Origin of the sequence: Halorubrum californiense DSM 19288, assembly GCF_000336875.1 — an archaeon.
GTDB lineage: Archaea > Halobacteriota > Halobacteria > Halobacteriales > Haloferacaceae > Halorubrum > Halorubrum californiense.
The window spans coordinates 94717-116119 of record NZ_AOJK01000041.1; the positions used below are offsets into that span (position 1 = coordinate 94717).

The window sequence follows — 21403 nt, forward strand, 5'->3', positions numbered from 1 at the left end:
ACGGTCAGTACTCCGTCCCGCGGCGGGCGCGCTGGCCGTCGTCGAACGGGTGCGCGACCTTGCGGACGTTCGTTATCAGGTCGGCGACGCCGTCGAGGTAGTCGGGCTCGGCGTGGCTCCCGGTGAGGACGAGTTCGAGGTCCTCGGGCTTCGACTCGGCGAGGCGGACGACGTCGTCGGGGTCGACGAGGCCGCGGTCGGCCGCGTACAGCACCTCGTCGAGGATCAGCATGTGGACGCCCGCCTCGGGGTCGCCGTCGAGCGCGAGGGGTTCGGTCAGGTCCGCCGCCGTGGCGCCCGTGACGAGCGTCTCCGCGCGGTCGAAGGCGGCCGCCGCCTTCGCCTCGTGTTCGTCGTCGGCCGAGCCGTCGAGCAGGCCGTGCCAGCCGTAGTGGCCGGCGTTCTCGTAGGAGAAGCCGGGGACGGCCGAAATCGCGTTGTACTCGCCCCTGACGCCCTCGACGCTGTCCGCGCCTCCCTTCATGAACTGGAGCATGTGGACGCGGTAGCCGTGGCCTGCGGCCCGGAACCCCATCCCCATCGCCGCCGTGGTCTTCCCCTTCCCGTCGCCCCAGAACGCCTGAACCAGCCCGAACTCCTCGGGCGTGGCCGGTTCGATGGGCTCCGGTTCGGGGGCCGCGCCGCCGCCCGGAGTGCGGGCGCGGTCGTGGTCGGCCTCGCTCGGTGCCTCGTCGCCGGTCGATGTCTCGTCGGCAGCGTCGGTCGCTGCGTCTTCGGTCGATGCCTCGTCGTCGGTGTCGTCGTGGTTCGTGGTCATGGGTCGAAAACCTCCGCCCGCTCGTCGGTGACGACGCCGTGTTCGGCGTCGGCCGCCGGACCGGGCACGTCGCCGTCCAGATACCGCGACCGCAGGCTCGCGCGGACCGCGTCCCGGACGCAGGCGCGGGCCGCCCCGCCGACCGCCGTGGCGCTGCCGGAGAACTCGGCCGGCTCGGCCTCAGGGTCGTCGCCGACGACGACGGCGTCGCTCGTCGTCCCCGGGACCCCGGCCGCCGCGAGCAGCGTCGCGGCCTTCGCCTCGGCCGCGACCGCGACGAGGTTCGCCGCCGCCCCGGGGCCGAGCCGCCGCGTCGCGCCGATGATCAGGTTCACCGTTCCGGGCGAGTCGGCCGGCGAACCGGCGGCGTCGGGGGGCGAAGCGTCCGAACCTGTCGCCTCTGACACCCCATCCTCCGCCGGCTCTATCGGCAGCATCGCGGGGTTCGAGAGCCCGACCGTCGCGTACGCGACGACCGGCCCGAGCCGCGCGCCCCGGGCGTGCTCCATCGAGACGCCCGTGAACAGTGTCGGCGGCGCGTCGCGGTCGGCCGCCGACCCCGGGGCGCGCCCCCCGTCTGCCCCGTCGGTGAACCCCGCCCGTGCCAGCCGCTCGTCGCGGTAGGCCGCGAGGTCCGTCCGGGCGAACCCTTCCGGGACACTGACGTTGTACGCGGTCGCCGCCCGCGACCGCCCGCCGTCCCACCCGGTCGAGAGCCAGCGCGTCCCCGGCCGTCGGAGCCGGAGGACGCCCTCGCTGACGGCCGCCTCAAACATCGGCGTCGCCACCTCGATTCTCGTTGCCTCCGTCTGCTCCTCCCCTCTCGCCGCCGACGCCGAGCGCCGCGAGGAGGCGGTCGTTCTCCGCCGGGCGCCGGACCGCGACCCGGACGTGCGAGTCGAGGCCGCGGAAGGTCCGCGCGTCGCGGACGGCGACGCCCCGGTCGCGGGCGCGCTCGATCACGCCGTCGACGTCGCGGTCGCCGGCGTCGAGGAGCAGGAACGGCGCCTCCGAGGGCGCCACCTCGTAGCGCGCGCCGAGCGCGGCTCGCATCCGCTCGCGCTCCCGCCGGACGCGCTCGCGGGTCTCACGGACGAAATACTCCTGTCTGAGGCAGTACTCGCCGGTCGCCAGCGCCGGGGCGCTCAGGTTCCACGTCCGGCGCGCGCCCCGCATCGCCGCGCCGAGGTCCCCCGTCGCGACCGCGAAGCCGGTCCGGATCCCGGGGAGGCCGAACAGCTTGGTGAGCGCCCGCGCGACGACGACGCCGTCGGTCCCCGCGAGCGACTCGCGGTCGGTGAACCCGAGGAACGCCTCGTCGACGAGCAGGACGGTCCCCGCCGCGCGGCACCGCTCCGCGAACCCGAGCAGCGCCTCCCGGTCGTAGCCGGTCCCGGTGGGGTTGTTCGGCGTACAGACGACCGCGAGCGCGTGGCCGCTCGGGTCGGCGTCGAGGACGCGCTCGGCGTCGACGAACGACGGCTCGCCGCCTTGAAGCCGGACCTCGCGGGCGTACTCGCCGAAGCTCGGCGCGGGGAGCAGGGCGCTGTCGCCGTCGCCGACTGCGAGCCCGATCGCCAGTCGAATCGCCGCCAGCCCGCCCGGCGTCGGAATCACGCTCTCGGGGTCGCAGCCGACGTAGTCGGCGGCGGCCGCCCGGAACCCGGCTGGCGGCTCCGGCGGGTACGTCCGCGCTGTCTCGAAGGCCGCGCGGTACACGCGCTCGACCCCTTCGGGGACCGCTGGGTTCGCGTTCGCGCTGAAGTCGAGCAGGTCGGGGTCGTCGCTGCTGCCGTGCGGCTCGCGGCCGAGCGCCGCCGCGCGCTCACGGTTCACGAGGGCCCACCTCCCGGCGACCCGGTTCCCGCGTCGCCCGCGTCGAGCCAGTCGACCCCGCCGCTCGGGAGCGCGGACGCGTCCCGGTCGCCGGCGAGGATCCGCTCGGCCAGCCGGCGGTCTCCGGGGCGGTTGACGTTGACGGCGAGGCGGGCGTCGCGGGTCGCGCGCACGGCCTCGTTGCCAGCGCCGTCGAGCGCGCCGACGACGTTGACCCCCGCGGGGACGCGGTCGGCGGCCGAGTCATCGTCGGCCGCGCTCGCGTCGGCGGCGCCGTCCCCGTACCGGGTCGCCGCGTCGGCGCTCGCGCCCAGTTCCCGCTTGCGTGCGACGGGCACGCGGACCGACAGCGAGTCGGTCCCGGCCGCGGCGCGCGCGTCGAGGACGGCGTCGACCGCCGCCCCGTCGAGCAGCGGGAGGTCGACCGCGACGGTGAGCGTCGGCGGTTCCGGGCCCTCGGCGAGCGCCGCTTGGAGGTCTGCGACGTACCCCTCTCCGGGCGTATCGACGACGACGAGTCCGAGCGACTCCGCCGCCGCCGTACCGCCGCCGCCGGTGCCGTCCCGGCGATCGACTATCCGTTCGCGCGTCCGCGGGGTGTGCGGCGAGACGGCGGCGTACGCGGTCTCGACGCGGCTCGCGGCGAGGGCGTCGAGCGCGCGGTCGACCATCGATCGTCCGGCGACCGGCGCCAGCGGCTTCTCGCCGTCGTCGAGCCGCGTGCCGCGGCCGCCGCACATCACGAGAGCGTCCACGCGATCACCCCCGCGTGGAGCCCGACGACGCGGGCAAGTTCGTTCGTCGCGCCGAGTACGTCGCCGCTGATCCCGCCGAGCCGGGCGTTCGCCCACGCGAACGCGAGCGCTGCCACGCCGGCCGCGCCGGTGAGGGCCCCCGCGACGAGGGTCCCCCCGCCGAACCGGACGACCGTCGGGCCAAGCAGCGCAGCGGGGAGGGCCACGAGCGCGACACCGAGCAACGATCGCGGGCCAGAGACCTCGGTCAGCGCGGATCCGAGGCCCTCGTGCGCGGCCTCGCCGACGCAGACGAGCGCCGCGGTCGCGGCCTTCGCCCCCACCTCCGCGACGATGACGAGGACGATCACGCTGACGGGGTAGAGGTGGACCACCTCCGCGATCGCCGTGCCGGCGGCGGCGAGGGCGACGACTGTCAGCGCGAGCGCGACGGTCCCGCCGACGCCGAGCGCGGAGTCCTTCAGCACCTCCCGGCGGCGGTCCGCGTCACCGTGGACGACCGCCGCGTCGCCGAGGTCGGCGACGCCGTCGAGGTGGGTGATCCCGGTGATGAGGTAGGCCCACGCGGCGAACGCGACGCCGACCGTGAGGCTCGGAATTCGGACCGGGAGCAGCGTCGCGGCGGCGACGGGGAGCGCGACGAGGGCGCCGATCGCGTACCCGACCGCCGGCAGCGCGGCGGGCGTCCGCCGGAACGCCTCCCAGTCCGCGTCGGCCCGACCGACGGGGACCCGCGAGCAAAACCCGAGCGCGCCCCGGAGCGCGGCGAGCGTCAGGACCACGCGATCACCCCCGAGAGCGCGAGGAGCCAGCCGGCGGCGGCCGCGACCGCGACGCCGCCGGCGGCGCGGACGAGCCGGACGGCGTTGCGCGCGGCCGCGGATGTCGGCGGCTCCGTCCCCCCGTCGAGGGCGTACGCGCCCGGCTTCTCCAACCGAACCCCGAGCGCGACCGCGGCCGTCGCCATCGGCCACCCCGAGTTCGGCGAGGCCGGTTCGCGGGCCAGCGGCCGCGCGCGCCGTAGGCTCCCGGGCGACCGGGCGGCGACGGCGAGACAGCACGCCGCGGCGCGCGCCGGGAGGAACATGGCGGCGTCGTCGAGCCGGGCGCTCGCCCGGCCGATCGGCTTCGACCGGTAGCCGAGCATCGAGTCGAGCGTGTTCACGGCCTTCGCCCAGACCGCGGCCGCGACCCCCGCTGCGAGGGCGGTCGCGGCGATTTCCGCGGTCGGCGCTTCGCCGGCGACCGCGCCGACCGCGACGGCGGCCTCGGACCCGAGCGCGAACCAGAGCAGCGGCGCGACGAACCCGTCGGCGAGGTTCTCGGCCGCGCTCTCGACCGCGGCGCTCCGGAGTGCGGCCGGCGAGAGAGCGGCGGGATCGCGCCCGACGAGCGCCCGGACCGACTCGCGGGCCGCGTCGGGGTCGGCCTCGGTCTCGGCGACGACCTCGCTCGTCACGTCGAGTAGCATCCGAAGGCTTGCGGTCGAGAAGAGGGTCCCGCCCGCGACGGCGACGGCGAGGACCGGCACATCGCCGACTCGCGGTCCGTACTCGGCCGCGAGCGCGACGCCCCCGCCGGCGGCTGCGGCCGCGGCGAGCGGGAGCGCGACCGCGACCGCGACGCCGACGAGCCCCGGACGGGTCCACTCTCGGTCGAATAGCCCGACGACGCGCCCGAACAGCGCGACCGGGTGGATCCGCCGCGGCGGCTCCGCGAACGCGAGGTCCAGCGCGACGGCGAGGAGGAGCGGACCGAGGAGCGTGACGGCCGGGGGGACGAGCGTGGCGGCCGCCGTCATCGCTCCACCTCGTCGAGGAACGCGTCGAACGCCCCGCTCTCGGGGTGAACGTGGCAGTACGTCCCGAGCGTCCGGTGTTCGATCAGCCCCTCCCGGTCGCCGTCGATCCCGGTCCCGCGCTCCACGTCGAAGGCGAACCGGGCGTCGGCCCCGACCTCGGCCGCGGAGTAGTGGAACTCGTGGCCGCGGAGCCGGTCGCCGGACCCCGCCGTGAGGGTCCCTCGCCGGGCGCGGAGTTCGACGTGGTCGAGCGCCTGATACCGCTCCCGGCGCTCGACGGTCGCGGGGAGGACGCCCGCCATCTCGTGGGCGTCGCCCTCGACCGTCGTCAGCGTCTCCGCGAGCGCCATCAGCCCGCCGCATTCGCCGAGGACGGGCGTTCCCTCGGCCGCGGCGTCAGCGATCGAGTCGAGCGCGGGCCCTTCGGCGAGCGCGCCGGCGTGGAGTTCCGGGTAGCCGCCGGGGAGGTAGACGCCGTCGCACTGGGGGAGGTCGTCGCCGGCAGCGGGCGCGAACGGGACCACGGTCGCGCGCTCGCGCAGGCGCTCTCGGGTGGCCGGGTAGACGAACCGGAACGCGGCGTCGTCGGCGGCCGCGATCCGCGGCGCGTCGCCGCGGTCGCCTTGGGCACCGTCACCGCCGGGGGAGCCGGGCGCTCCCGCGGCCGGTTCCCGCGCGAGATCGAGCAGCCGGTCGGTCCGGAGCGACTCGGCGGCCGCGTCGAGCGCGTCGTCGTCGAGCGGCGCCTCCTCGCCCATCCGCAGGCCGAGGTGCCGGTCGGGGATCTCCAGGTCCTCGCGCGGCGGGATTCGACCGCAGTAGGCGAGCGACTCGGGGAGCGCCTCGCGGATCCCGTCCTCGTGGCGGCCGCCGTGCGCCCGCTGGGCGATCACGCCCGCCACGTCGATGTCGGCGTCGACCTCCTCGGCGTACGCTTCGAATCCGAGCGCGGTCGCCGCGACGCTCTCCATCCCGGCGCTCGCGTCGACGACGAGGACGACCGGGAGGTCGAGCGCGGCCGCGACCCCGGCCGTGCTGGCGGCGCTGCCGTCGTACAGTCCCATCATCCCCTCGATCACGCAGACGTCGCCCTCGCCGCGGGCGTAGTTGCGGCGGAGCCCGTCCTCGCCTTGGAGCCACGGGTCGAGCGTCCGCGACGGGCGCCCGGCGACCCGCGCGTGGTGGCTCGGGTCGATGAAGTCCGGGCCCGCCTTCGCGGGCTGGACGCTCCGCCCCGCGGCCTCTAACGCGCGCAGCGCCGCGAGCGTCGCCACCGTCTTGCCGACGCCGGAGGCCGTGCCGGCGAGGACGAGTCCCCTCACGGCGGGTCGCCTCCGTTCGCGGCGGGGCGTCCCGCTTCGCCGTCAGCCGCCGTTCGCTCCGCGAGCAGTCGGTCGGTCACGCTCGCGATCCGGTTGCGGACGGCGGCGTCGCCGACGCCCGCGCGGTCCGCGAGAGCGAGCGCCCCGCCCATGCCGACGCCCTCCTTCGCCTCGCCGCGGGCGTACGCCGCCATCGCGGGGTGGTCGCTCTCGGCGAATCCGGGGTCGGCGGCCGAGAGGGCCAGGTCGAGGTCGTCGGCGAGCGCCGGCAGGTCCGCGGTGGGGTCGCCGGCGACCAGCGACGTGGTCGCCAGCGGGAGCGGGTGATCGACGCCCGCGTGCCGGGCGAGCGCCGCCGCGGCCGCGAGTTGGGTGCCGCCCGCGAGGGTGACGTCGACCCCGGCGTCCGCGCAGCCGACGATCAGTCCGGCGACCGCGGCGAGGACGGGGTCGCCCGCCAGCCGGACCGCCTCGATCGGGTCGCCGGCCGCGTCGCCCGGGTCGAGGCCGCTCGCGTCCAGCCCCTCGTCGACGACGCGGCGCTTGCGTTCGACCGGGTTCGCCGGCAGCGACGAGGAGACGGCGGCGCGCTCGCCGAGCGCGGTCAAGGCCCCGAGCGCGGTCGTCGTCCCGCCGGGGATCGTCTCGGCGACGAGCAGTTCGGCCGGTCCGTCTTCCGTGTCACCGCCGCGCTTCGTTTCAGCCAGCTCCGGCGCCAGCGAGCGCGCGCGCTCGAAGACCGTCGCCGCTTCCGGGACCGGTTCCGGGGCGCGCACGTCGCCCCCTGGGGACGCGCCCGCGTCGCGGACGGTCGCCGCGGTCGGCGCGCCGAGTCCGGCATCGAGGAACTCGACGGGGAGCGACTCGGGGCCGAGCAGTTCCCGGACCGCCCGGGTGACGACCGCAGGGGTCGGACAGCCGCTCGGGCTCACCGGCACGGGCGAGTCCGGCGCGGGGCACCCCGCCTCGACGATCTCGAGGTCGGCGCTCGGCGTGTGGACGCGAAGCTCGGGGTCGGCGCCCGCGGCGCTGATCCCCTCGATCGCGGCCGTCTCGGTCGTCCCGGCGACGACGACGAGCCTCACGTCGCCCATCCGGCCCCCCCTCCGTCGAGCCCGCTGAGTCCCGGCGCGGCGTCGATGTACACCACTGACGGTTCATGGATACAAGTGAACTTTAATCGGTCGACGCGCGGCGGTTCGCTCGTCTCCCCGTTCCGCTCGTCTCCCTGTCACCGTCCCCCACGCGACCCGCGGAGCGAAGCGGTTAAGAGTGAACCGCGGATAATTTCGCCAACTCGCTGGTGCGGACACAGCGGGCACTCGCCGCCGAGGCCGCGGTCGGACCGACCGCCGCGCGCCCCGGGACGAGACGACATGTGGCCCCTCGCGGCTGAATCGCAACCGTCCGCGCAACACACAATGGCACGAAGCTTCTACTCGCACATCAAGGAGGCGTGGCGGTCCCCCAAGGAGGGGAAATTAGCGGAGCTGCAGTGGCAGCGCAAACAGGAGTGGCGCGACCAGGGCGCCATCGAGCGCATCGAGCGCCCCACCCGGCTGGACAAGGCCCGCGAACTGGGCTACAAGGCCAAGCAGGGCGTCATCGTCGCCCGCGTGAGCGTCCGGAAGGGCGGCTCGCGCAAGCAGCGCTTCAAGGCGGGTCGCCGCTCGAAGCGCCAGGGCGTCAACCGCGTCTCGCGGCGAAAGTCGATCCAGCGCATCGCCGAGGAGCGCGCCTCGCGGAAGTACCGTAACCTCCGCGTGCTCAACTCCTACTGGGTCGGTGAGGACGGCTCCCAGAAGTGGCACGAGGTCATCCTCGTGGACCCCGCCCACCCCGCGATCGAGAACGACGACCAGCTGAACTGGATCTGCTCGGACGACCACAAGGGTCGCGCGTACCGCGGGCTCACCTCCGCCGGCACCAAGGGCCGCGGCCAGCGCAAACGCGGCAAGGGCACCGAGAAGACGCGCCCGAGCGTCACCTCGAACGACCGGCAGGGCAAGTAGCGCCCGCGCCGACGCCGGCGCTTTTCCTCGCGGTTCGCTCTCCCGACGAGCGGCCGCGCCGTCTCCTCCGACGAACGGCCACGGCGTCTCTCCCGACGCAAGAGCAAAGAGACCGCGTCACGTACTAGCGGACCACGTGGCGATCCACCGGTGACCGCGAACACCCCGATTCCGCTCGACGCGTTCGCGACCGAACTTGAGTCGCTCGACAGCGACGCGTTCGCGACGCTCGTCGGCGAGACGTACGCGGCGACCGCCGACGATGTCGAGGTCGACGCGCCGCGCGTCACGGTGTCGGAGGGTGACCGCCGGACCGAACTGCTCGCCGTCGCGGCCGCGGCCCGAGACGCGCCCGACGATCCCGTCGACATCGTCGACGTGGTCGACGCCGTCGCTCCCGACGCGATCGACGCCGTCGTCGTCGCGAGTGACTCGCTCGGCGACCTCGGCGTCGAACTCGACGCTGACCTCGTGACGCCGGCGGCCCTCCGACGGCGTCTCCTGTACGCCGTGCCGCCGGCGGAGGCGAACGCGATCGCCGACCGACTCCTCGGCACTTCGGTCCGGTCCGAAGCGTACGAGGCGGTGGATCCCGCCGCCGGCACGGCGGACGTCGAGGCGACGGATGTCGAGGCGACGGACGGCGAGGAACCGGACGACAGCGGCGTGCCGGGCGACGACGGAGCGGACGACAGCGACGCGACCAACGACGACGTACCGAACGATGCCGCGGCAACCGGCGCCTTCGCGTCGGGCGCGACGGGAAGCGATACCGCCACCCCGCGCACCGACCGGACCGCGACCGAATCGGCCGGCGACTCGCGGACACAGGACCGACCGGCCGCCGCCGCGTCGGAGCCGAGCGGCGAGGCGACGGCGACCGCCATCGACGCGCCGAGCGATCGGCGCTCTCCGCGAACCGTCCTCGCGGCGGTCGCCGTCGCCGCGCTCCTCGTCGCGGCGGCGGGAGCCGGGTTCGCCGCCGGTACCGCCGGACTCGGCGGTCCGGACGGTATCGCCGGTGTCGGAGGCGACGGAACGACAGACCCGTCGGCGACGGACCCGGACGCGAGCGGGTCGACGAACGAAAGCGGATCGACGAGCGACACCGACGGCGGGAGCGGGGGATCCACCGCTGACGGCGACGGCGCGAACACCGTCTCGGTCGCCGAGGGCGATCCGACCGGCGAGGCGGCGCGGAACACGGCGCTTTCCCCCACCTGCGAGCGGTCCGCGCTTCAGGTCGTCCAGATCCAGCTGAACGCGCTCCGCTACAACGACGACGAGACCAACGACGGCATCCGGACCCTTCGGGCGTTCGCGTCGCCGGAGAACAAGGAGGCGGTCGGCTCCGTCGACCAGTACGCCGAACTGTTCGAAACGGAGCGGTACGGACCGATGCTCACGTACGACACGGCGCAGTACTCGGTGCCGGAGATAGCCGACGACGCGGCGACCGTCGAGGTGGTCACCCGAGAGAACGGCAGCGTCACCGGCCGCTACGAGTTCCGGCTCGTCCGCGTCGGCGGCGGGAGCGGCGACACGGACACCTCCCTCGGCGACGTGGAGGACTGCTGGATGACCGACGCCGTGGCGGCGTCGAGGGAGTGAGTCGGCCGCGCGGCACCGCCTCGGGAACACGGTTATATCCGCGCCGGCACTGGTCACGGGCATGAGCCTCTCGCTCGACGCGACCCAACTCGACCGCTACTCCCGACACGTCATCCTCGACGACGTCGGCCCGGAGGGCCAAAAGCGGCTGCTCGACGCCCGCGCCCTCGTCGTCGGCGCGGGCGGCCTCGGCTCGCCGGCGATCCAGTACCTCGCGGCCGCGGGCGTCGGGACGATAGGCGTCGTCGACGACGACGTGGTCGAGCGCTCGAACCTCCAGCGACAGGTGATCCACGGCGACGACGACGTGGGGCGCAAGAAGGTCGACTCGGCGGCCGACTTCGTCGCCGACCTCAACCCCGACGTCGACGTCGAGCGACACGAACTGCGGCTCGACGCGGGCAACGCACGCGAACTAATCTCAGATTACGACGTCGTCCTCGACTGCTCGGACAACTTCGCCACCCGCTACGTGGTGAACGACGCCGCCCGGATCGAGGAGGTGCCGGTCTCGCACGGCGCCATCTACAAGTTCGAGGGGCAGGTGACGACGCTCTCGCCCGAGGGGCCCTGCTACCGCTGTCTATTCCCGGAGCCGCCGGAACCGGGGACCGTGCCGGACTGCGCCAGCACCGGCGTCCTCGGCGTCCTTCCCGGGACCGTCGGCTGCCTTCAGGCGACGGAGGCGGTGAAGCTGCTCATGGACGTGGGCGACCCGCTCGTCGGTCGCATGCTGTTTTACGACGCGATGGACCTCTCGTTCGAGACGGTGCCGTACGCGCGCAACCCCGACTGTCCGGTGTGCGGCGACGACGGCATCGACAGCATCGACGGGATCGATTACGCGGCCGGCTGTCAGATCGACGCGGCCTGATTCTCTCGGACCGGCGAGTTCGTCGACCAGCCTCGAACGGTCACAGCGACCGGTCGGTCATCGCGGTTTCCGCGGTGCCCCCCGACTCCTCGTCGACGAGCCCCGACCGGACGCACCAGCGGCAGTAGCGGTAGTCGGCGCGGTTCTCGGCGCCGCAGTGGCGGCAGACGGCTGTCTCCCCGTCGGCGTCGAGCGGCGGGGGGCCGTCCTCGGCGCCTCCGTCGCTCGCTTCGCCGGTCCGGTCGGCGTCCGGCTCGCCGTCAAGTGCGAGCGCCGGCCCGACCCCCTCGCCGTCCGCGTCGGGCGACCGGGTCGCGACCGAGCCGAACAGCTCCGCGGGATCGCGGTTCCGCCTGACGAGCAGCCACGTCACCGCGAGGTTGAGCGCCGCCACGCCGACGAAGACCGCGGCGAGCGGCAGGAGCTGATCTCCCGTCATACGTGTCATGTTACCATTCCAGCCGCTTGTGTCTGACGGTGGGTTCGCCGCCCGCGTCCGAGATCCCGTCGCCGGCTTCCCTCCAGAGTACTCTTGAGTCCGCCGGTCGAAGACGCACCCACATGAAGGAGACCATCCACACGGACGACGCGCCGGCGGCGGTGGGCGCGTACAGTCAGGCGACGACCGACGGCGACATCGTGTTCACGGCCGGGCAGATCCCGCTGACGCCCGAGGGCGACCTGCTCGACGACGCGCCCATCGCGGTCCAGACCGAGCAGGCGCTCGACAACCTCCTCGCGGTGCTGGAGGAGGCGGGCGCCGCCCCCGAGGACGTGCTCAAGACGACGGTGTTCCTCGCCGACATGGACGACTTCGACGAGATGAACGAGACGTACGCCGGCTACTTCGACGAGTCGCCGCCGGCCCGCTCCGCGGTCGAAGCGGGCGCGCTCCCGAAGGGCGCCGGCGTCGAGATCGAGGCGGTCGCCGTCGTCGAGTAGATGGTTGACGGCGGGGCGGGATCGGCGGAGCAGCCCGGCGCACCCGCGACACCGCGCGCCAGAGCGCGGTCCGCGGCGCTGTGGGGCGTCGTCGGCGGGTTCGCCTTCCTCGCGCTCGCGCAGGGGTACCGGCTCCTCGGTCCCGGATCGCTGCCGGTCGGGTACTGGGGATTGGCACTCGTCGCGTTCGCGGTGGCGGTCGCGTCGGCGGGTCTCGCGTATGTGGCCGAGGTTCGACTCCGGGCGAAAAGAAGGACTTAACAGTCGCACCGGAGTATCATCGGGTGAGCCAGGATGGCCGAGTGGTAAGGCGCACGCCTGGAAAGCGTGTTCCCATCCGGGATCGGGGGTTCAAATCCCTCTCCTGGCGTTTTGCTGTCGCAATAACGAGCGAGGAGCGACGGCGACGAACGGCTTCAGAGTTCCAACCGCCCGGTGATACGTGAACGTCCACTGAGCGACGACGAACACCTCCAAAGCCCCAGCCGCGAGGCGGGCGCACGCTCGCTGCGCTCCTCATTCGGTCGCTGCCGCTCCCTCGTTGCGGTGCTTACATCGCCTGCGCCCGCCTCGCGGCTGCCCCTTTGAGTCCCGCCCCGACAGCACCGCAACCGCCGGAAGACGGTCCTGCTCGCTCCTTCCAGTCGCTGCGCGGGCTGCGACTTCCGTGCTCCCGCTCGCTCCCTTCGGTCGCTCGCGGGACCGCACCTCACACCTCCCCAGCCTCGTCAGTCGCCTCCGCTTCGCTCCGGTTACTGACTCCCCCGCGCGTGCTGACTCGCGGCCGCCGGAGGCGGCCGCTCGCAGGCACGCGCCACCGCGGTTCTCTCGTGACCGATCGCTGTCGTTCGCGGGTATTTATCCGCTATATCGCTGCTGTCGGCCAGATCCACTCCTCGCTGACACGTCTTCACTCCGACACAAGACTCATATGTGTGGGTGTTGTTGTCACGGGTGACGATGCCAGACACGAAATCGGGCCGCGAGCGGAAAGGGAGGAACAAGCGCCGCCAACTGGAGAACCACCTCGCACGGCGTGAACTCAAGGCGGACGACGAACCCCCGGAACCGTATGCCGAGGCCACAGACGCGGAGTTCCTCGCCGAGTCCGAGGACGCGGCCACGTGACCGGCCGCGCCCGGCCCGTCCCTTCTCGCTGACCGTCCGCTGCCGAGCCTGCCCGTAATCTCGCGTCGCGAAAGCTTTAGACCCGGGAACGGCGTATCTCGGCGCAATGAGTCGCGGCCCCGAGCTGATAATCACGGAGAAGGACAACGCGGCGCGGCGCATCGCCGACATCCTGAGCGGCGAGTCCGCGACCGCGGAGCGGATGAACGACGTCAACGTCTACGAGTGGGGCGGCAAGCGGTGTATCGGGCTCTCCGGCCACGTCGTCGGCGTCGACTTCCCCGCCGAGTACAACGACTGGCGCGACGTCGAGCCGGTCGAGCTGATCGACGCGCCCGTCACCAAGACGCCGACGCAGGAGGGGATCGTCGCCGCGCTGCGCCGGCTCGCCCGCAACGCCTCCCGCGTCGTCATCGCGACCGACTACGACCGCGAGGGCGAACTGATCGGCAAGGAGGCGTACGAACTCGTCCGCGAGGTGAACGAGGACGTCCCCGTCGACCGCGTGCGCTTCTCCTCGATCACGGAGAACGAGGTACAGGAGGCGTTCGCGAACCCCGACGACCTCGACTTCGAGCTGGCGGCCGCCGGCGAGGCGCGACAGATCATCGACCTCACGTGGGGCGCGGCGCTCACTCGCTTCCTCTCCCTGTCCGCGCGCCAGCGCGGCGACGACTTCATCTCCGTCGGCCGGGTCCAGGGGCCGACGCTCAAGCTCATCGTCGACCGCGAGCGCGAGATACAGGCGTTCGACCCCGAGTCCTTCTGGGAGCTGACGGGCGAGCTGGCGAAGTCGGGCGGCGATCCGTTCGAGGCGCGCTACTTCTACCTGAACGACGAGGGCAACGAGCGCGAGCGCGTCTGGGACGAGGCGGTCGCCGAGACGCTCGCGGATGCGCTCGACGCGGCCGACGGCGCCACGGTCGACGACGTCACCCGGCGGACCCAGACCGACGACCCGCCGACGCCGTTCAACACCACCGCGTTCATCCGCGCGGCGGGGTCGCTCGGCTACTCCGCGCAGCGCGCCATGTCGCTTGCGGAGGACCTCTACACCGCCGGCTACGTCACCTACCCGCGGACCGACAACACGGTGTACCCGGAGGACTTGGAGCCCGAGGAGCTGATCGAGGAGCTCTCGGCGGCCTCGACGTTCGGGAAGGACGCCGCGAGCCTGCTCGACGGCGACCGCGATATCGAGCCGACCGAGGGCGACGAGGAGACGACGGACCACCCGCCGGTCCACCCCACCGGCGAGCTCCCCTCGGCCGCCGACCTCTCCGACGACGAGTGGGAGGTGTACGAGCTGATCGTCCGCCGGTTCCTCGCCACCTGCGCCGACCCCGCGACGTGGGAGCGCCTGCGCGTCGTCGCGCTGGCGAACGGCGAGGCGACGCCAATCGCCGAGGGGGCCGACGGGCTGGCCGCCCTTCGTAATCCCGACGACGCGGCGGGGGCGGCCGACCTCGTCGCGGACGGCGGCCTGCGGCTGAAGGCGAACGGGAAGCGGCTGCTGGAGGCCGGCTACCACGACGTCTACCCGTACCGCTCCAGCGACGAGCGGATCGTGCCGGACGTCGAGGTCGGCGAGACGCTGTCGCTGTCCGACCGCACTACCGAGGGGAAGGAGACCCAACCCCCGCGGCGCTACGGACAGTCCCGGCTCATCGAGGAGATGGAGAAGCGGCAGCTGGGGACGAAGGCGACCCGCCACCGCACCATCGAGAAGCTGTACGACCGCAACTACGTCGAGAGCGACCCGCCGCGCCCCACGCGGCTCGCCGAGGCGGTCGTCGAGGCCGCCGAGGAGTTCGCCGACCGGATCGTGAGCGAGGAGATGACCGCCCAGCTCGAACGGGATATGGCGGCCATCGCGGCCGGCGAGAAGGAGTACGACGAGGTGACCGAGGCCTCGCGCGACCTGCTCTCGCGCGTGTTCGACGACCTCACGGAGTCGCGCGAGGCGGTGGGCGACCACCTCCAGAGCTCGCTGAAGGCGGACAAGACCCTCGGCCCGTGTCCCGAGTGCGGCGCCGACCTCCTCGTCCGCAAGTCGCGGCAGGGGTCGTACTTCGTCGGCTGCGACGGGTACCCGGACTGCGAGTACACCCTCCCGCTCCCGTCGACCGGGAAGCCGCTCCTCTTGGACGAGACCTGCGAGGAGCACGACCTCCGCCACGTGAAGATGCTCGCCGGCCGGAAGACGTTCGTCCACGGCTGCCCGCAGTGTAAGGCGGACGAGGCCGACGAACAGGAGGACGAAGTGATCGGGACGTGTCCCGACTGCGGGGCGGAACACGGGGGCGAACTCGCGGTCAAGCGCCTCCGCTCCGGCTCCCGGCTCGTCGGCTGTACGCGCTACCCGGACTGCGACTACTCGCTGCCGCTCCCCCGGCGCGGCGAGATAGAGATCACCGACGAGACCTGCGAGGAGCACGACCTCCCGCACCTCCGGGTCCACTCCGGCGACGAGCCGTGGGAGCTCGGCTGCCCGATCTGTAACTACCGCGAGTTCACGGCCCGACAGGAGGGCTCGGAGCTTCAGGCGGTCGAGGGGATCGGCGAGAAGACCGCCGCGAAGCTGAAAGACGCCGGGGTCGACGGCGTCGACGAGCTCAAATCCGCCGACCCGAACGACATCGCGGCCGATGTCGACGGCGTGGGCGCGGACACGGTTCGCGACTGGCAGGCCAAGGCCGACTAATCGCGACCGCGTCACCGACCGCTTCGGTCCCGACGAGATCTATTAAACCACAACCACATATGCGCGGAGCCTCTCGACTGCCGACAGATGGGTGACCGCGACGCGGACTCGTCGGCCGACGACCGATCGCCGTCGAGCGGCGACGCCGCCGCGACCGGGATCCTCCGGGCGTTCGTCGAAGCGGTGCCGACCCCGACGCTCGCCTGCGACCCGGACACGCTGGCCGTCCGCGCCGCGAACGCGCCGGCGGCCGACCTCGTCGGCCACGATCGCGGCACGCTGACGCTGATGGGCCTCCCCGACCTCGGCGAGACCGACGCCGCCGTCTCCGGCGAGCCGATCGCCGACGTCGCGGGCGCCGCGTCCGCGTCTGGTTCCCCCGACTCCAACGGCGCGAACGCCGGAGTCGAGCGGTTCGAGTGGGACCTCCGGCTCGGCGACCCGGGACTCCGGGTCGACGCGGCGGTCCACACGGCGACGATCGCCGGGAGCGAGTGGCTCGTCGTCGGGCTCTCCGACGCCACCGCCCGCGTCGCCGCCGAGGCCGAGCGCGACGGGGAGCGCCGGCTCGTCGACGCGCTCGCCAACACCGTCCCGCTCGCGCTGTTCCGCTGTACCGAGGAGGGGACGCTCTCCCGGTGGAACGACCGGCTGGCGGCCGACTCGGGCTACGAGCCGACGTCGCTGTCCGGGCGGGCGCTCACGTCGCTGTTCGACGAGGCGACGCGGGACGAGGTCAGCGAGGCGCTCTCGCGGGTGTACCGTGACGGGGAGGCCGTCTCCTGCGAAGCGCGGCTGCTCACCCGCTCCGGAGAGCGCATCCCGTACCGCCTCTCGGTCGGGCCGGTGACCGACGGCGACCGGGTCGTCGGCGCGGTCGGCGTCGGCGAGGACCTCACCGAGGCGTCGCTCAGAGAGGAGCGGCTCGCGGTGTTGACCCGCGTGCTGCGACACAACTTCCGGAACGACCTGAACGTGGTCACCGGGTTCACCGGGCGGGCCATCGAGGCGGTCGACGACCCCGACCTCGTCGCCGAACTCGAACGCGTCGTCGACACCGCCGAGCGGCTGTTGCGCCTCGGCGAAACCTCGCGGAAGGTGGAGCGACTGCTCTCCCAGCGACCCTCACCGCGACCGATCACGCTCGCGCCCGGGGTCGACGCGGCCTTCGAATCGCTCGATCAGACGCTCCGCGCCCGGGCCACCGTCGACGTCGACGTTCCGGAGGGGCTCGCCGTCTCCGCGGTCGCGTTCCTCCCCGAGGCGATCAGCGAACTCGTCGACAACGCGATACGGCACAACGACGCCGACGACCCGCGGGTCCGGGTCTCCGCCGCGGAGCTACCCAGCGAGTCGTGGGTCTCGCTCGTCGTCGCCGACGACGGTCCGGGTATCCCGCCGGCCGAACGCGCCGTCCTCACCGGCGAGGAGACGCCGCTCGACCACGCGAGCGGGCTCGGCCTCTGGTACGTGAACTGGATCGTCACCGCCGGGGGCGGGAGCCTCGACATCGCCGAGAGCAAGGCCGGCGGCAGCCGGATCGAGCTGTCGCTGCGCGCCGCGGAAAGAGAACCGCCCGAAGACGGGGAGCTGTTCGCTCCCGACGAGTTCGGCGACGGCGCGTAGGCAGGTCGCGCGGCGGTCGGTCACTCGTCGAGCCGGAGTTCATCGCCGACCGAGGCCGACTCGGCCGCCCCGGCCGGCAGTTCGACGACGGTGTCGGCGCGGCCGCGACCCAGCCCGATGAACGGCGCGAGCCGCTTTTTCGCCGTCACCTCGCCGTCGGCGAGCCACACCGCGTCAATCGCGAACGGCACGAACAGCATGTGGAGCCACTGCGTCTCGGGCTCGTCGAACGGGAAGACGAGAGCGTAGTCGTCCGGGATCGACCGCCGGAACATCAGCCCGCGGGCCTGTTCGAGCGTCGACCGGGCGACGTCGACGTCGCTGGCGAGGACGGTCTCGGTCCGGTCGCCCGTCGCGTCGGGGCGATGTACGAGTCGCACGCTCGCCACCTTGCCGCGGGCGGATAAATAGCCTCTCGTTCGATCGGCGCCGGCGCCTTAGCTCGCGCTCCCGTACGTCTCTTCGAGGTACTCGACGATGTCGTCGCTCTCGGGCATCCCCTCGACCCCGTGGTCCTCGTCGACGAGGACGGGGACGCCGGTCTGCCCGGAGACCTCCTCGACCTCGGTGCGCTCGCCGTGCGAGCGCGGCACCATGATCGACTCGTACTCCAGGTCGAGGTCCGCCAGCTTCGTCTTGACCTTCGCGCAGTACGGACAGCCTTCCAGTTCGTAGAGAGTTAGGTTTGCCATCACCGTCTCGTAGGAGATGGATCCGTAAAGAGGTGCGGCCGCGGATGCGTCTGCCGCGCACGGACGAGCGACGCTGCGCTCGTCGACGCCGCTGGCCTCTCGGCTGGTCGTGGTCGAAACGGGGGAAAACGGAGCGTCTGTGGATTGAGACAGCGGCGGGCGGTGGGAGTCAGTCTGTGACCGACTTCACATCGCGCCGCCCATGCCGCCCATACCGCCCATACCGCCGCCGGGGGCGCCGCCCTCGTCGTCGCCGCCCGCCGTCGAGAGGTCGCCCGCCGAGATGATGTCGTCGATTTTCAGGACCAGGTTCGCCGCCTCGGCCGCGGAGGCGATCGCCTGTTCCTTGGCGTGGGCCGTCTCGACGACGCCCGCGTCGGCCGTGTCGACGACCTCGCCGGCGAACACGTCGAGCCCGGCGTGCTGATCGCCCGCCTCGTGGGCCGCGCGCAGGTCGACCAGCAGGTCGATCGCGTCGAGGCCCGCGTTCTCTGCGAGCACGCGGGGGATCAGTTCGAGGGAGTCAGCGAACGCCTCGACCGCGAGCTGCTCGCGCCCGTCGACGGAGTCGGCGTAGTCGCGCAGCCGGCGCGCGATCTCGACCTCGACCGCGCCGCCGCCGGGCAGGGTGCGCCCGTCGGAGACGGTCGTCGAGACCACGTCGAGCGCGTCCTGAATGCCGCGTTCGAGCTCGTCGACCACGTGGTCGGTGGTGCCGTACAGGAGGAGCGTGGCGCCGTGGGAGTCCTCACCCTCGACGTAGAACAGCTCTTCGTCGTCGTCGCGCTCGATCGAGCCGACCGCGAGGTCGTCGGCGGTCAGCGAGTCGAGGTCGGTGACGATCGGCGCGCCGAGGACGTTCTTCAGGAACGTCAGGTCGGACTTCTTCGTGCGGCGAACCGCGAGGATTCCCTCTTTTGCGAGGTAGTGCTGCGCGAGGTCGTCGACGCCCTTCTGACAGAAGACGACGTCCGCGCCGGAGTCGACGATCTGGTCGACCTTCTCGCGGAGCTGCTCCTCTTCCTGGTCGAGGAACTTCTGGAGCTGGTCCGGCGAGTCGACGTTGACGGAGGTGTCGACGTCGGCCTCCTCGACCTCGATCGGGTCGTTGAGCAGGAGGACGTTCGCCGACTCGAAGTCGGTCGGCATGTCCTCGTGGACCGGGTCCTTGTCGATCGCCGCGCCAGTGAGCAGGCGGGACTCGCCTGCCGCGCGGCCGGTGCGCGTCTCGATGTTGAGGTTCGCGAGGTCGACCACGTGGGAGCCGTCGTCGGCCTCGACCGTGACGCCCTGTACCGCGCGGACGACGAGGTCGGCGAGGGTCTTCTTGTCGAGTTCGGCGCCCTTCCCGGTCATCGACGTCTCGGCGACGTTCAGCAGCGTCTCCGTATCGTCGGGGTCGACGGCCGTCGCGACCTCGTCGACCTGCTCACGGGCGTACTCGCTCGCGAGGTTGTACCCGTTGATCACCGCTGTCGGGTGAATGTCCTGTTCGAGGAGATCCTGCGCGTTCTTCAGCAGCTCGCCCGCGATGGCGACCGCGCTGGTCGTCCCGTCGCCGGCCTCGTCCTCTTGGGTCTCGGCGACCTCGACGACCATCTCGGCCGTCGGGTTGTCGATGTCCATCTCTTGGAGGATGGTGACCCCGTCGTTGGTGATCGTGACGTCGCCCATCGAGTTGACGAGCATCTTGTCCATCCCCTTCGGTCCGAGCGTCGAGCGGACTGACTCGGCGACGCCGCGCGCCGCGGAGATGTTGTACTCCTGTGCGTCCTTGTCCTGGACGCGCTGGGCGTCATCGCCCATGATGATCATCGGCTGACCCTGCTGCATTCGCTGACTCATACAGCGTTTGATTGATTGTGATTCTATATAAATGTCTCGGTGAGGGCCGACCGGTCCTATTGGTGAGGCGCGGCCACCGATCGGCGAAAACCGCACGACAACGGAGCTTTTGTCCGAAATTCATGCGAGGAGTTAGCATTGATCTCTCTCGAACCGAGAAGGCCCTTTCGCTCTCGTTTATATACTCCGCTCTCGGTTCTGCTACCCCGGTATCCCGCCGGCGAGGAGCGCGGCGTCGACGAGCAGTAGGACGGCCAGCCCACCGCTCGCAAGGAGGTAAGGGCGGGCGACGGACGCCAGTCGGGCACCCCCGGGAACGCTTCCGGCCCCGGCGAGCGCATCCATCGGAAACCCCTCGGTCATGTACCGACCCCACCCGACGTCGGGGTCGACCTCGCGGCGCATCCGGAGGACGCCGAGTTCGACAAGCCCGTTCATCGCGCCCCACAGCGACAGCATCGCGAGGACTGCCCACCCCTGCCCGGTCGTCACGAGGACTTCGAGCGGCGTGTACAGCCGCCAGACCATGTACGTGCCGGTGACGGGGAGGACCACCCCGGTCCAGCGCGTGATCATGAGGAGGCGGTGCGCGGCGTCGACGAACGCGTCGCGACCGAGCGTCCCGTCGGTCGCCCGCGGCAGGGTCGCGTAGACGACGTACAGCGTCGCGCCGGTCCACAGCGCGCCGGAGAGCACGTGGAAGACGAAGGCGGTCGTGAGCAACACGGGATCGGCTGGGAGCGAGAGCGGCAAAAAGGCCGTCCCGGACAGGATCGGTTCGCTCGATCGGCCGGTTAGTTTTCGGCCGGCCGATTAGTTTTCGTCGACCGGCACCGCGTCGAGCGCCGCTTCGACGACCCGCACCGCGTTCGCGCCGTCGCGCCGCGAGACGACGCAGACGAGCGCGTCGCCCGCCACGCCCGCGGCCGCGATGTCCACGTCCGCGGCGGCGAGTCGACCGAGCGCGTTCGCCAGCGCCGCGACGTCGACGTCGCCGGTCGCGAGGATCGCCGTGCGGTCGCCGCCGTCGACGACCGCCGCGTCGCCGACGCGGAGGAGGAGACTCTCGCCCGCTCGGTTCCCGTCCCCGTCGCTCGCGTCGTCGACCACGCCCACGCCGCTCCGCATGGTGACGCTCGCGGCCCGGGGGTCGGTCTCGTACGCCGGGAGGTCCTCCCGGAACCGGCGGAGCGCGGCCGCGATCGCATCCGAGTCGCCGTCGAGGCCGGCCCGCTCGGCGAGCCAGGTCGCGGCGGCGCTGTGGTTCACCAGTCCGGCGCGGAGCGCGTCCCGGAGGAACGGTCGCGCCCTGACCGCCTCGCGCGTCTCGGCTGCCAGCGACATGTGCTGGGCTGCGCGTCGGGCGGGCAAGATCGTTTCGGTCGGAGGCCGCTCGCCGGAACGCGCTGACTGTTCCCGGACCGCGCGGACCGCTCGCCGCCGACGGCTCGGCGTTCTCGGCCGCGACGGCTCGGCG

General features: G+C 72.6%; 22 protein-coding genes and 1 tRNA gene. 9 read left to right on the forward strand and 14 right to left on the reverse strand.

Annotated features, from left to right (window positions below; genetic code table 11):
- Nucleotides 1-4: 4 nt before the first annotated feature.
- Genes C463_RS09010 through C463_RS09045 form a run of 8 tightly spaced genes read right to left on the reverse strand, consistent with a single transcriptional unit; the run spans nt 5 to nt 7586 of the window.
- Complete coding sequence (locus tag C463_RS09010) at nt 5-778, reverse strand: cob(I)yrinic acid a,c-diamide adenosyltransferase (RefSeq protein WP_008442903.1); 774 nt, start codon at nt 776-778, stop codon at nt 5-7.
- A complete protein-coding gene (locus tag C463_RS09015) occupies nt 775-1554 on the reverse strand; it encodes an adenosylcobinamide amidohydrolase (protein WP_049905757.1) in 780 nt (259 codons plus the stop codon). Before C463_RS09015 ends, C463_RS09010 begins: the two co-directional genes overlap by 4 nt.
- A complete protein-coding gene (locus C463_RS09020; RefSeq protein WP_008442911.1) occupies nt 1547-2614 on the reverse strand; it encodes an aminotransferase class I/II-fold pyridoxal phosphate-dependent enzyme in 1068 nt (355 codons plus the stop codon). The genes C463_RS09015 and C463_RS09020 overlap by 8 nt, the downstream gene beginning before the upstream one ends.
- Nucleotides 2611-3354, reverse strand: a complete 744-nt coding sequence (locus tag C463_RS09025) for a GTP--adenosylcobinamide-phosphate guanylyltransferase (RefSeq protein WP_049905759.1) — start codon at nt 3352-3354, stop codon at nt 2611-2613. Before C463_RS09025 ends, C463_RS09020 begins: the two co-directional genes overlap by 4 nt.
- Nucleotides 3354-4151, reverse strand: a complete 798-nt coding sequence (gene cobS, locus C463_RS09030; RefSeq protein ID WP_008442915.1) for an adenosylcobinamide-GDP ribazoletransferase — start codon at nt 4149-4151, stop codon at nt 3354-3356. Before cobS ends, C463_RS09025 begins: the two co-directional genes overlap by 1 nt.
- The gene (locus C463_RS09035; protein WP_008442917.1) at nt 4142-5170 is read right to left on the reverse strand and encodes a CobD/CbiB family cobalamin biosynthesis protein; all 1029 of its coding nucleotides are present in this window, start codon (nt 5168-5170) and stop codon (nt 4142-4144) included. The genes cobS and C463_RS09035 overlap by 10 nt, the downstream gene beginning before the upstream one ends.
- Nucleotides 5167-6492: a cobyrinic acid a,c-diamide synthase gene (locus tag C463_RS09040; RefSeq protein ID WP_008442918.1), complete on the reverse strand. Its 1326-nt coding sequence runs from the start codon at nt 6490-6492 to the stop codon at nt 5167-5169. The genes C463_RS09035 and C463_RS09040 overlap by 4 nt, the downstream gene beginning before the upstream one ends.
- Nucleotides 6489-7586, reverse strand: a complete 1098-nt coding sequence (locus C463_RS09045; protein ID WP_008442920.1) for a nicotinate-nucleotide--dimethylbenzimidazole phosphoribosyltransferase — start codon at nt 7584-7586, stop codon at nt 6489-6491. Before C463_RS09045 ends, C463_RS09040 begins: the two co-directional genes overlap by 4 nt.
- A 327-nt stretch (nt 7587-7913) precedes the next feature.
- On the opposite strand from C463_RS09045, the gene C463_RS09050 reads away from it, so the two are divergent.
- From C463_RS09050 to ubaA, 3 genes are all read left to right on the forward strand, one after another.
- Nucleotides 7914-8504 (forward strand): 50S ribosomal protein L15e, encoded by a 591-nt coding sequence (locus tag C463_RS09050; protein WP_004598111.1) that lies wholly within the window; start codon nt 7914-7916, stop codon nt 8502-8504.
- 150 nt (nt 8505-8654) lie between these two features.
- Nucleotides 8655-10115: a hypothetical protein gene (locus C463_RS09055; protein WP_008442929.1), complete on the forward strand. Its 1461-nt coding sequence runs from the start codon at nt 8655-8657 to the stop codon at nt 10113-10115.
- A 61-nt stretch (nt 10116-10176) separates the two neighbouring features.
- Nucleotides 10177-10989 (forward strand): SAMP-activating enzyme E1, encoded by an 813-nt coding sequence (ubaA, locus tag C463_RS09060; protein ID WP_008442930.1) that lies wholly within the window; start codon nt 10177-10179, stop codon nt 10987-10989.
- A 40-nt stretch (nt 10990-11029) separates the two neighbouring features.
- On the opposite strand, the gene C463_RS09065 is transcribed toward ubaA, so the two are convergent.
- On the reverse strand, nt 11030-11428 hold the full coding sequence (locus C463_RS09065; protein WP_008442935.1) for a zinc ribbon domain-containing protein: 399 nt from the start codon (nt 11426-11428) through the stop codon (nt 11030-11032).
- Nucleotides 11429-11550: 122 nt separating this feature from the next.
- Here C463_RS09065 and C463_RS09070 point away from each other — a divergent pair, with 122 nt between their 5' ends.
- The 6 genes from C463_RS09070 (at nt 11551) to C463_RS09090 (ending at nt 17389) form a co-directional block, all read left to right on the forward strand.
- Nucleotides 11551-11931 carry a Rid family detoxifying hydrolase gene (locus tag C463_RS09070; protein WP_008442937.1) on the forward strand — a complete coding sequence of 127 codons (381 nt, stop codon included), beginning with the start codon at nt 11551-11553 and terminating at the stop codon, nt 11929-11931.
- The gene (locus C463_RS09075; protein ID WP_008442940.1) at nt 11932-12192 is read left to right on the forward strand and encodes a hypothetical protein; all 261 of its coding nucleotides are present in this window, start codon (nt 11932-11934) and stop codon (nt 12190-12192) included.
- Between the two features lie 27 nt (nt 12193-12219).
- Nucleotides 12220-12301, forward strand: a tRNA-Ser gene (locus C463_RS09080).
- Nucleotides 12302-12891: 590 nt separating this feature from the next.
- Nucleotides 12892-13059 carry a hypothetical protein gene (locus tag C463_RS19205; protein WP_008442942.1) on the forward strand — a complete coding sequence of 56 codons (168 nt, stop codon included), beginning with the start codon at nt 12892-12894 and terminating at the stop codon, nt 13057-13059.
- 106 nt (nt 13060-13165) lie between these two features.
- Nucleotides 13166-15763: a DNA topoisomerase I gene (locus tag C463_RS09085; RefSeq protein ID WP_008442944.1), complete on the forward strand. Its 2598-nt coding sequence runs from the start codon at nt 13166-13168 to the stop codon at nt 15761-15763.
- An 87-nt stretch (nt 15764-15850) separates the two neighbouring features.
- The gene (locus tag C463_RS09090) at nt 15851-17389 is read left to right on the forward strand and encodes an ATP-binding protein (RefSeq protein ID WP_008442946.1); all 1539 of its coding nucleotides are present in this window, start codon (nt 15851-15853) and stop codon (nt 17387-17389) included.
- Between the two features lie 20 nt (nt 17390-17409).
- Here C463_RS09090 and C463_RS09095 read toward each other — a convergent pair whose 3' ends face one another.
- The 5 genes from C463_RS09095 to C463_RS09115 form a co-directional block, all read right to left on the reverse strand.
- Nucleotides 17410-17778, reverse strand: a complete 369-nt coding sequence (locus C463_RS09095) for a DUF192 domain-containing protein (RefSeq protein ID WP_008442948.1) — start codon at nt 17776-17778, stop codon at nt 17410-17412.
- 48 nt (nt 17779-17826) lie between these two features.
- Nucleotides 17827-18081: a glutathione S-transferase N-terminal domain-containing protein gene (locus tag C463_RS09100; RefSeq protein ID WP_008442950.1), complete on the reverse strand. Its 255-nt coding sequence runs from the start codon at nt 18079-18081 to the stop codon at nt 17827-17829.
- A gap of 186 nt (nt 18082-18267) precedes the next feature.
- Nucleotides 18268-19914: a thermosome subunit beta gene (gene thsB, locus C463_RS09105; RefSeq protein ID WP_049905762.1), complete on the reverse strand. Its 1647-nt coding sequence runs from the start codon at nt 19912-19914 to the stop codon at nt 18268-18270.
- Between the two features lie 213 nt (nt 19915-20127).
- Nucleotides 20128-20652, reverse strand: a complete 525-nt coding sequence (locus C463_RS09110) for a hypothetical protein (RefSeq protein ID WP_049905740.1) — start codon at nt 20650-20652, stop codon at nt 20128-20130.
- An 87-nt stretch (nt 20653-20739) separates the two neighbouring features.
- Complete coding sequence (locus C463_RS09115) at nt 20740-21270, reverse strand: DUF7523 family protein (protein ID WP_008442955.1); 531 nt, start codon at nt 21268-21270, stop codon at nt 20740-20742.
- Between the last annotated feature and the right edge of the window lie 133 nt (nt 21271-21403).

Bases quoted from the DNA above. Each gene is read 5' to 3' on its own strand.
- C463_RS09010 (WP_008442903.1), bottom strand. From the start codon at position 778: ATGACCACGAACCACGACGACACCGACGACGAGGCATCGACCGAAGAC.
- C463_RS09015 (WP_049905757.1), bottom strand. From the start codon at position 1,554: ATGTTTGAGGCGGCCGTCAGCGAGGGCGTCCTCCGGCTCCGACGGCCG.
- C463_RS09025 (WP_049905759.1), bottom strand. From the start codon at position 3,354: ATGTGCGGCGGCCGCGGCACGCGGCTCGACGACGGCGAGAAGCCGCTG.
- C463_RS09035 (WP_008442917.1), bottom strand. From the start codon at position 5,170: ATGACGGCGGCCGCCACGCTCGTCCCCCCGGCCGTCACGCTCCTCGGT.
- C463_RS09045 (WP_008442920.1), bottom strand. From the start codon at position 7,586: ATGGGCGACGTGAGGCTCGTCGTCGTCGCCGGGACGACCGAGACGGCC.
- C463_RS09050 (WP_004598111.1), top strand. From the start codon at position 7,914: ATGGCACGAAGCTTCTACTCGCACATCAAGGAGGCGTGGCGGTCCCCC.
- ubaA (WP_008442930.1), top strand. From the start codon at position 10,177: ATGAGCCTCTCGCTCGACGCGACCCAACTCGACCGCTACTCCCGACAC.
- C463_RS09065 (WP_008442935.1), bottom strand. From the start codon at position 11,428: ATGACGGGAGATCAGCTCCTGCCGCTCGCCGCGGTCTTCGTCGGCGTG.
- C463_RS09070 (WP_008442937.1), top strand. From the start codon at position 11,551: ATGAAGGAGACCATCCACACGGACGACGCGCCGGCGGCGGTGGGCGCG.
- C463_RS09075 (WP_008442940.1), top strand. From the start codon at position 11,932: ATGGTTGACGGCGGGGCGGGATCGGCGGAGCAGCCCGGCGCACCCGCG.
- C463_RS19205 (WP_008442942.1), top strand. From the start codon at position 12,892: ATGCCAGACACGAAATCGGGCCGCGAGCGGAAAGGGAGGAACAAGCGC.
- C463_RS09085 (WP_008442944.1), top strand. From the start codon at position 13,166: ATGAGTCGCGGCCCCGAGCTGATAATCACGGAGAAGGACAACGCGGCG.
- C463_RS09090 (WP_008442946.1), top strand. From the start codon at position 15,851: ATGGGTGACCGCGACGCGGACTCGTCGGCCGACGACCGATCGCCGTCG.
- C463_RS09100 (WP_008442950.1), bottom strand. From the start codon at position 18,081: ATGGCAAACCTAACTCTCTACGAACTGGAAGGCTGTCCGTACTGCGCG.
- thsB (WP_049905762.1), bottom strand. From the start codon at position 19,914: ATGCAGCAGGGTCAGCCGATGATCATCATGGGCGATGACGCCCAGCGC.
- C463_RS09115 (WP_008442955.1), bottom strand. From the start codon at position 21,270: ATGTCGCTGGCAGCCGAGACGCGCGAGGCGGTCAGGGCGCGACCGTTC.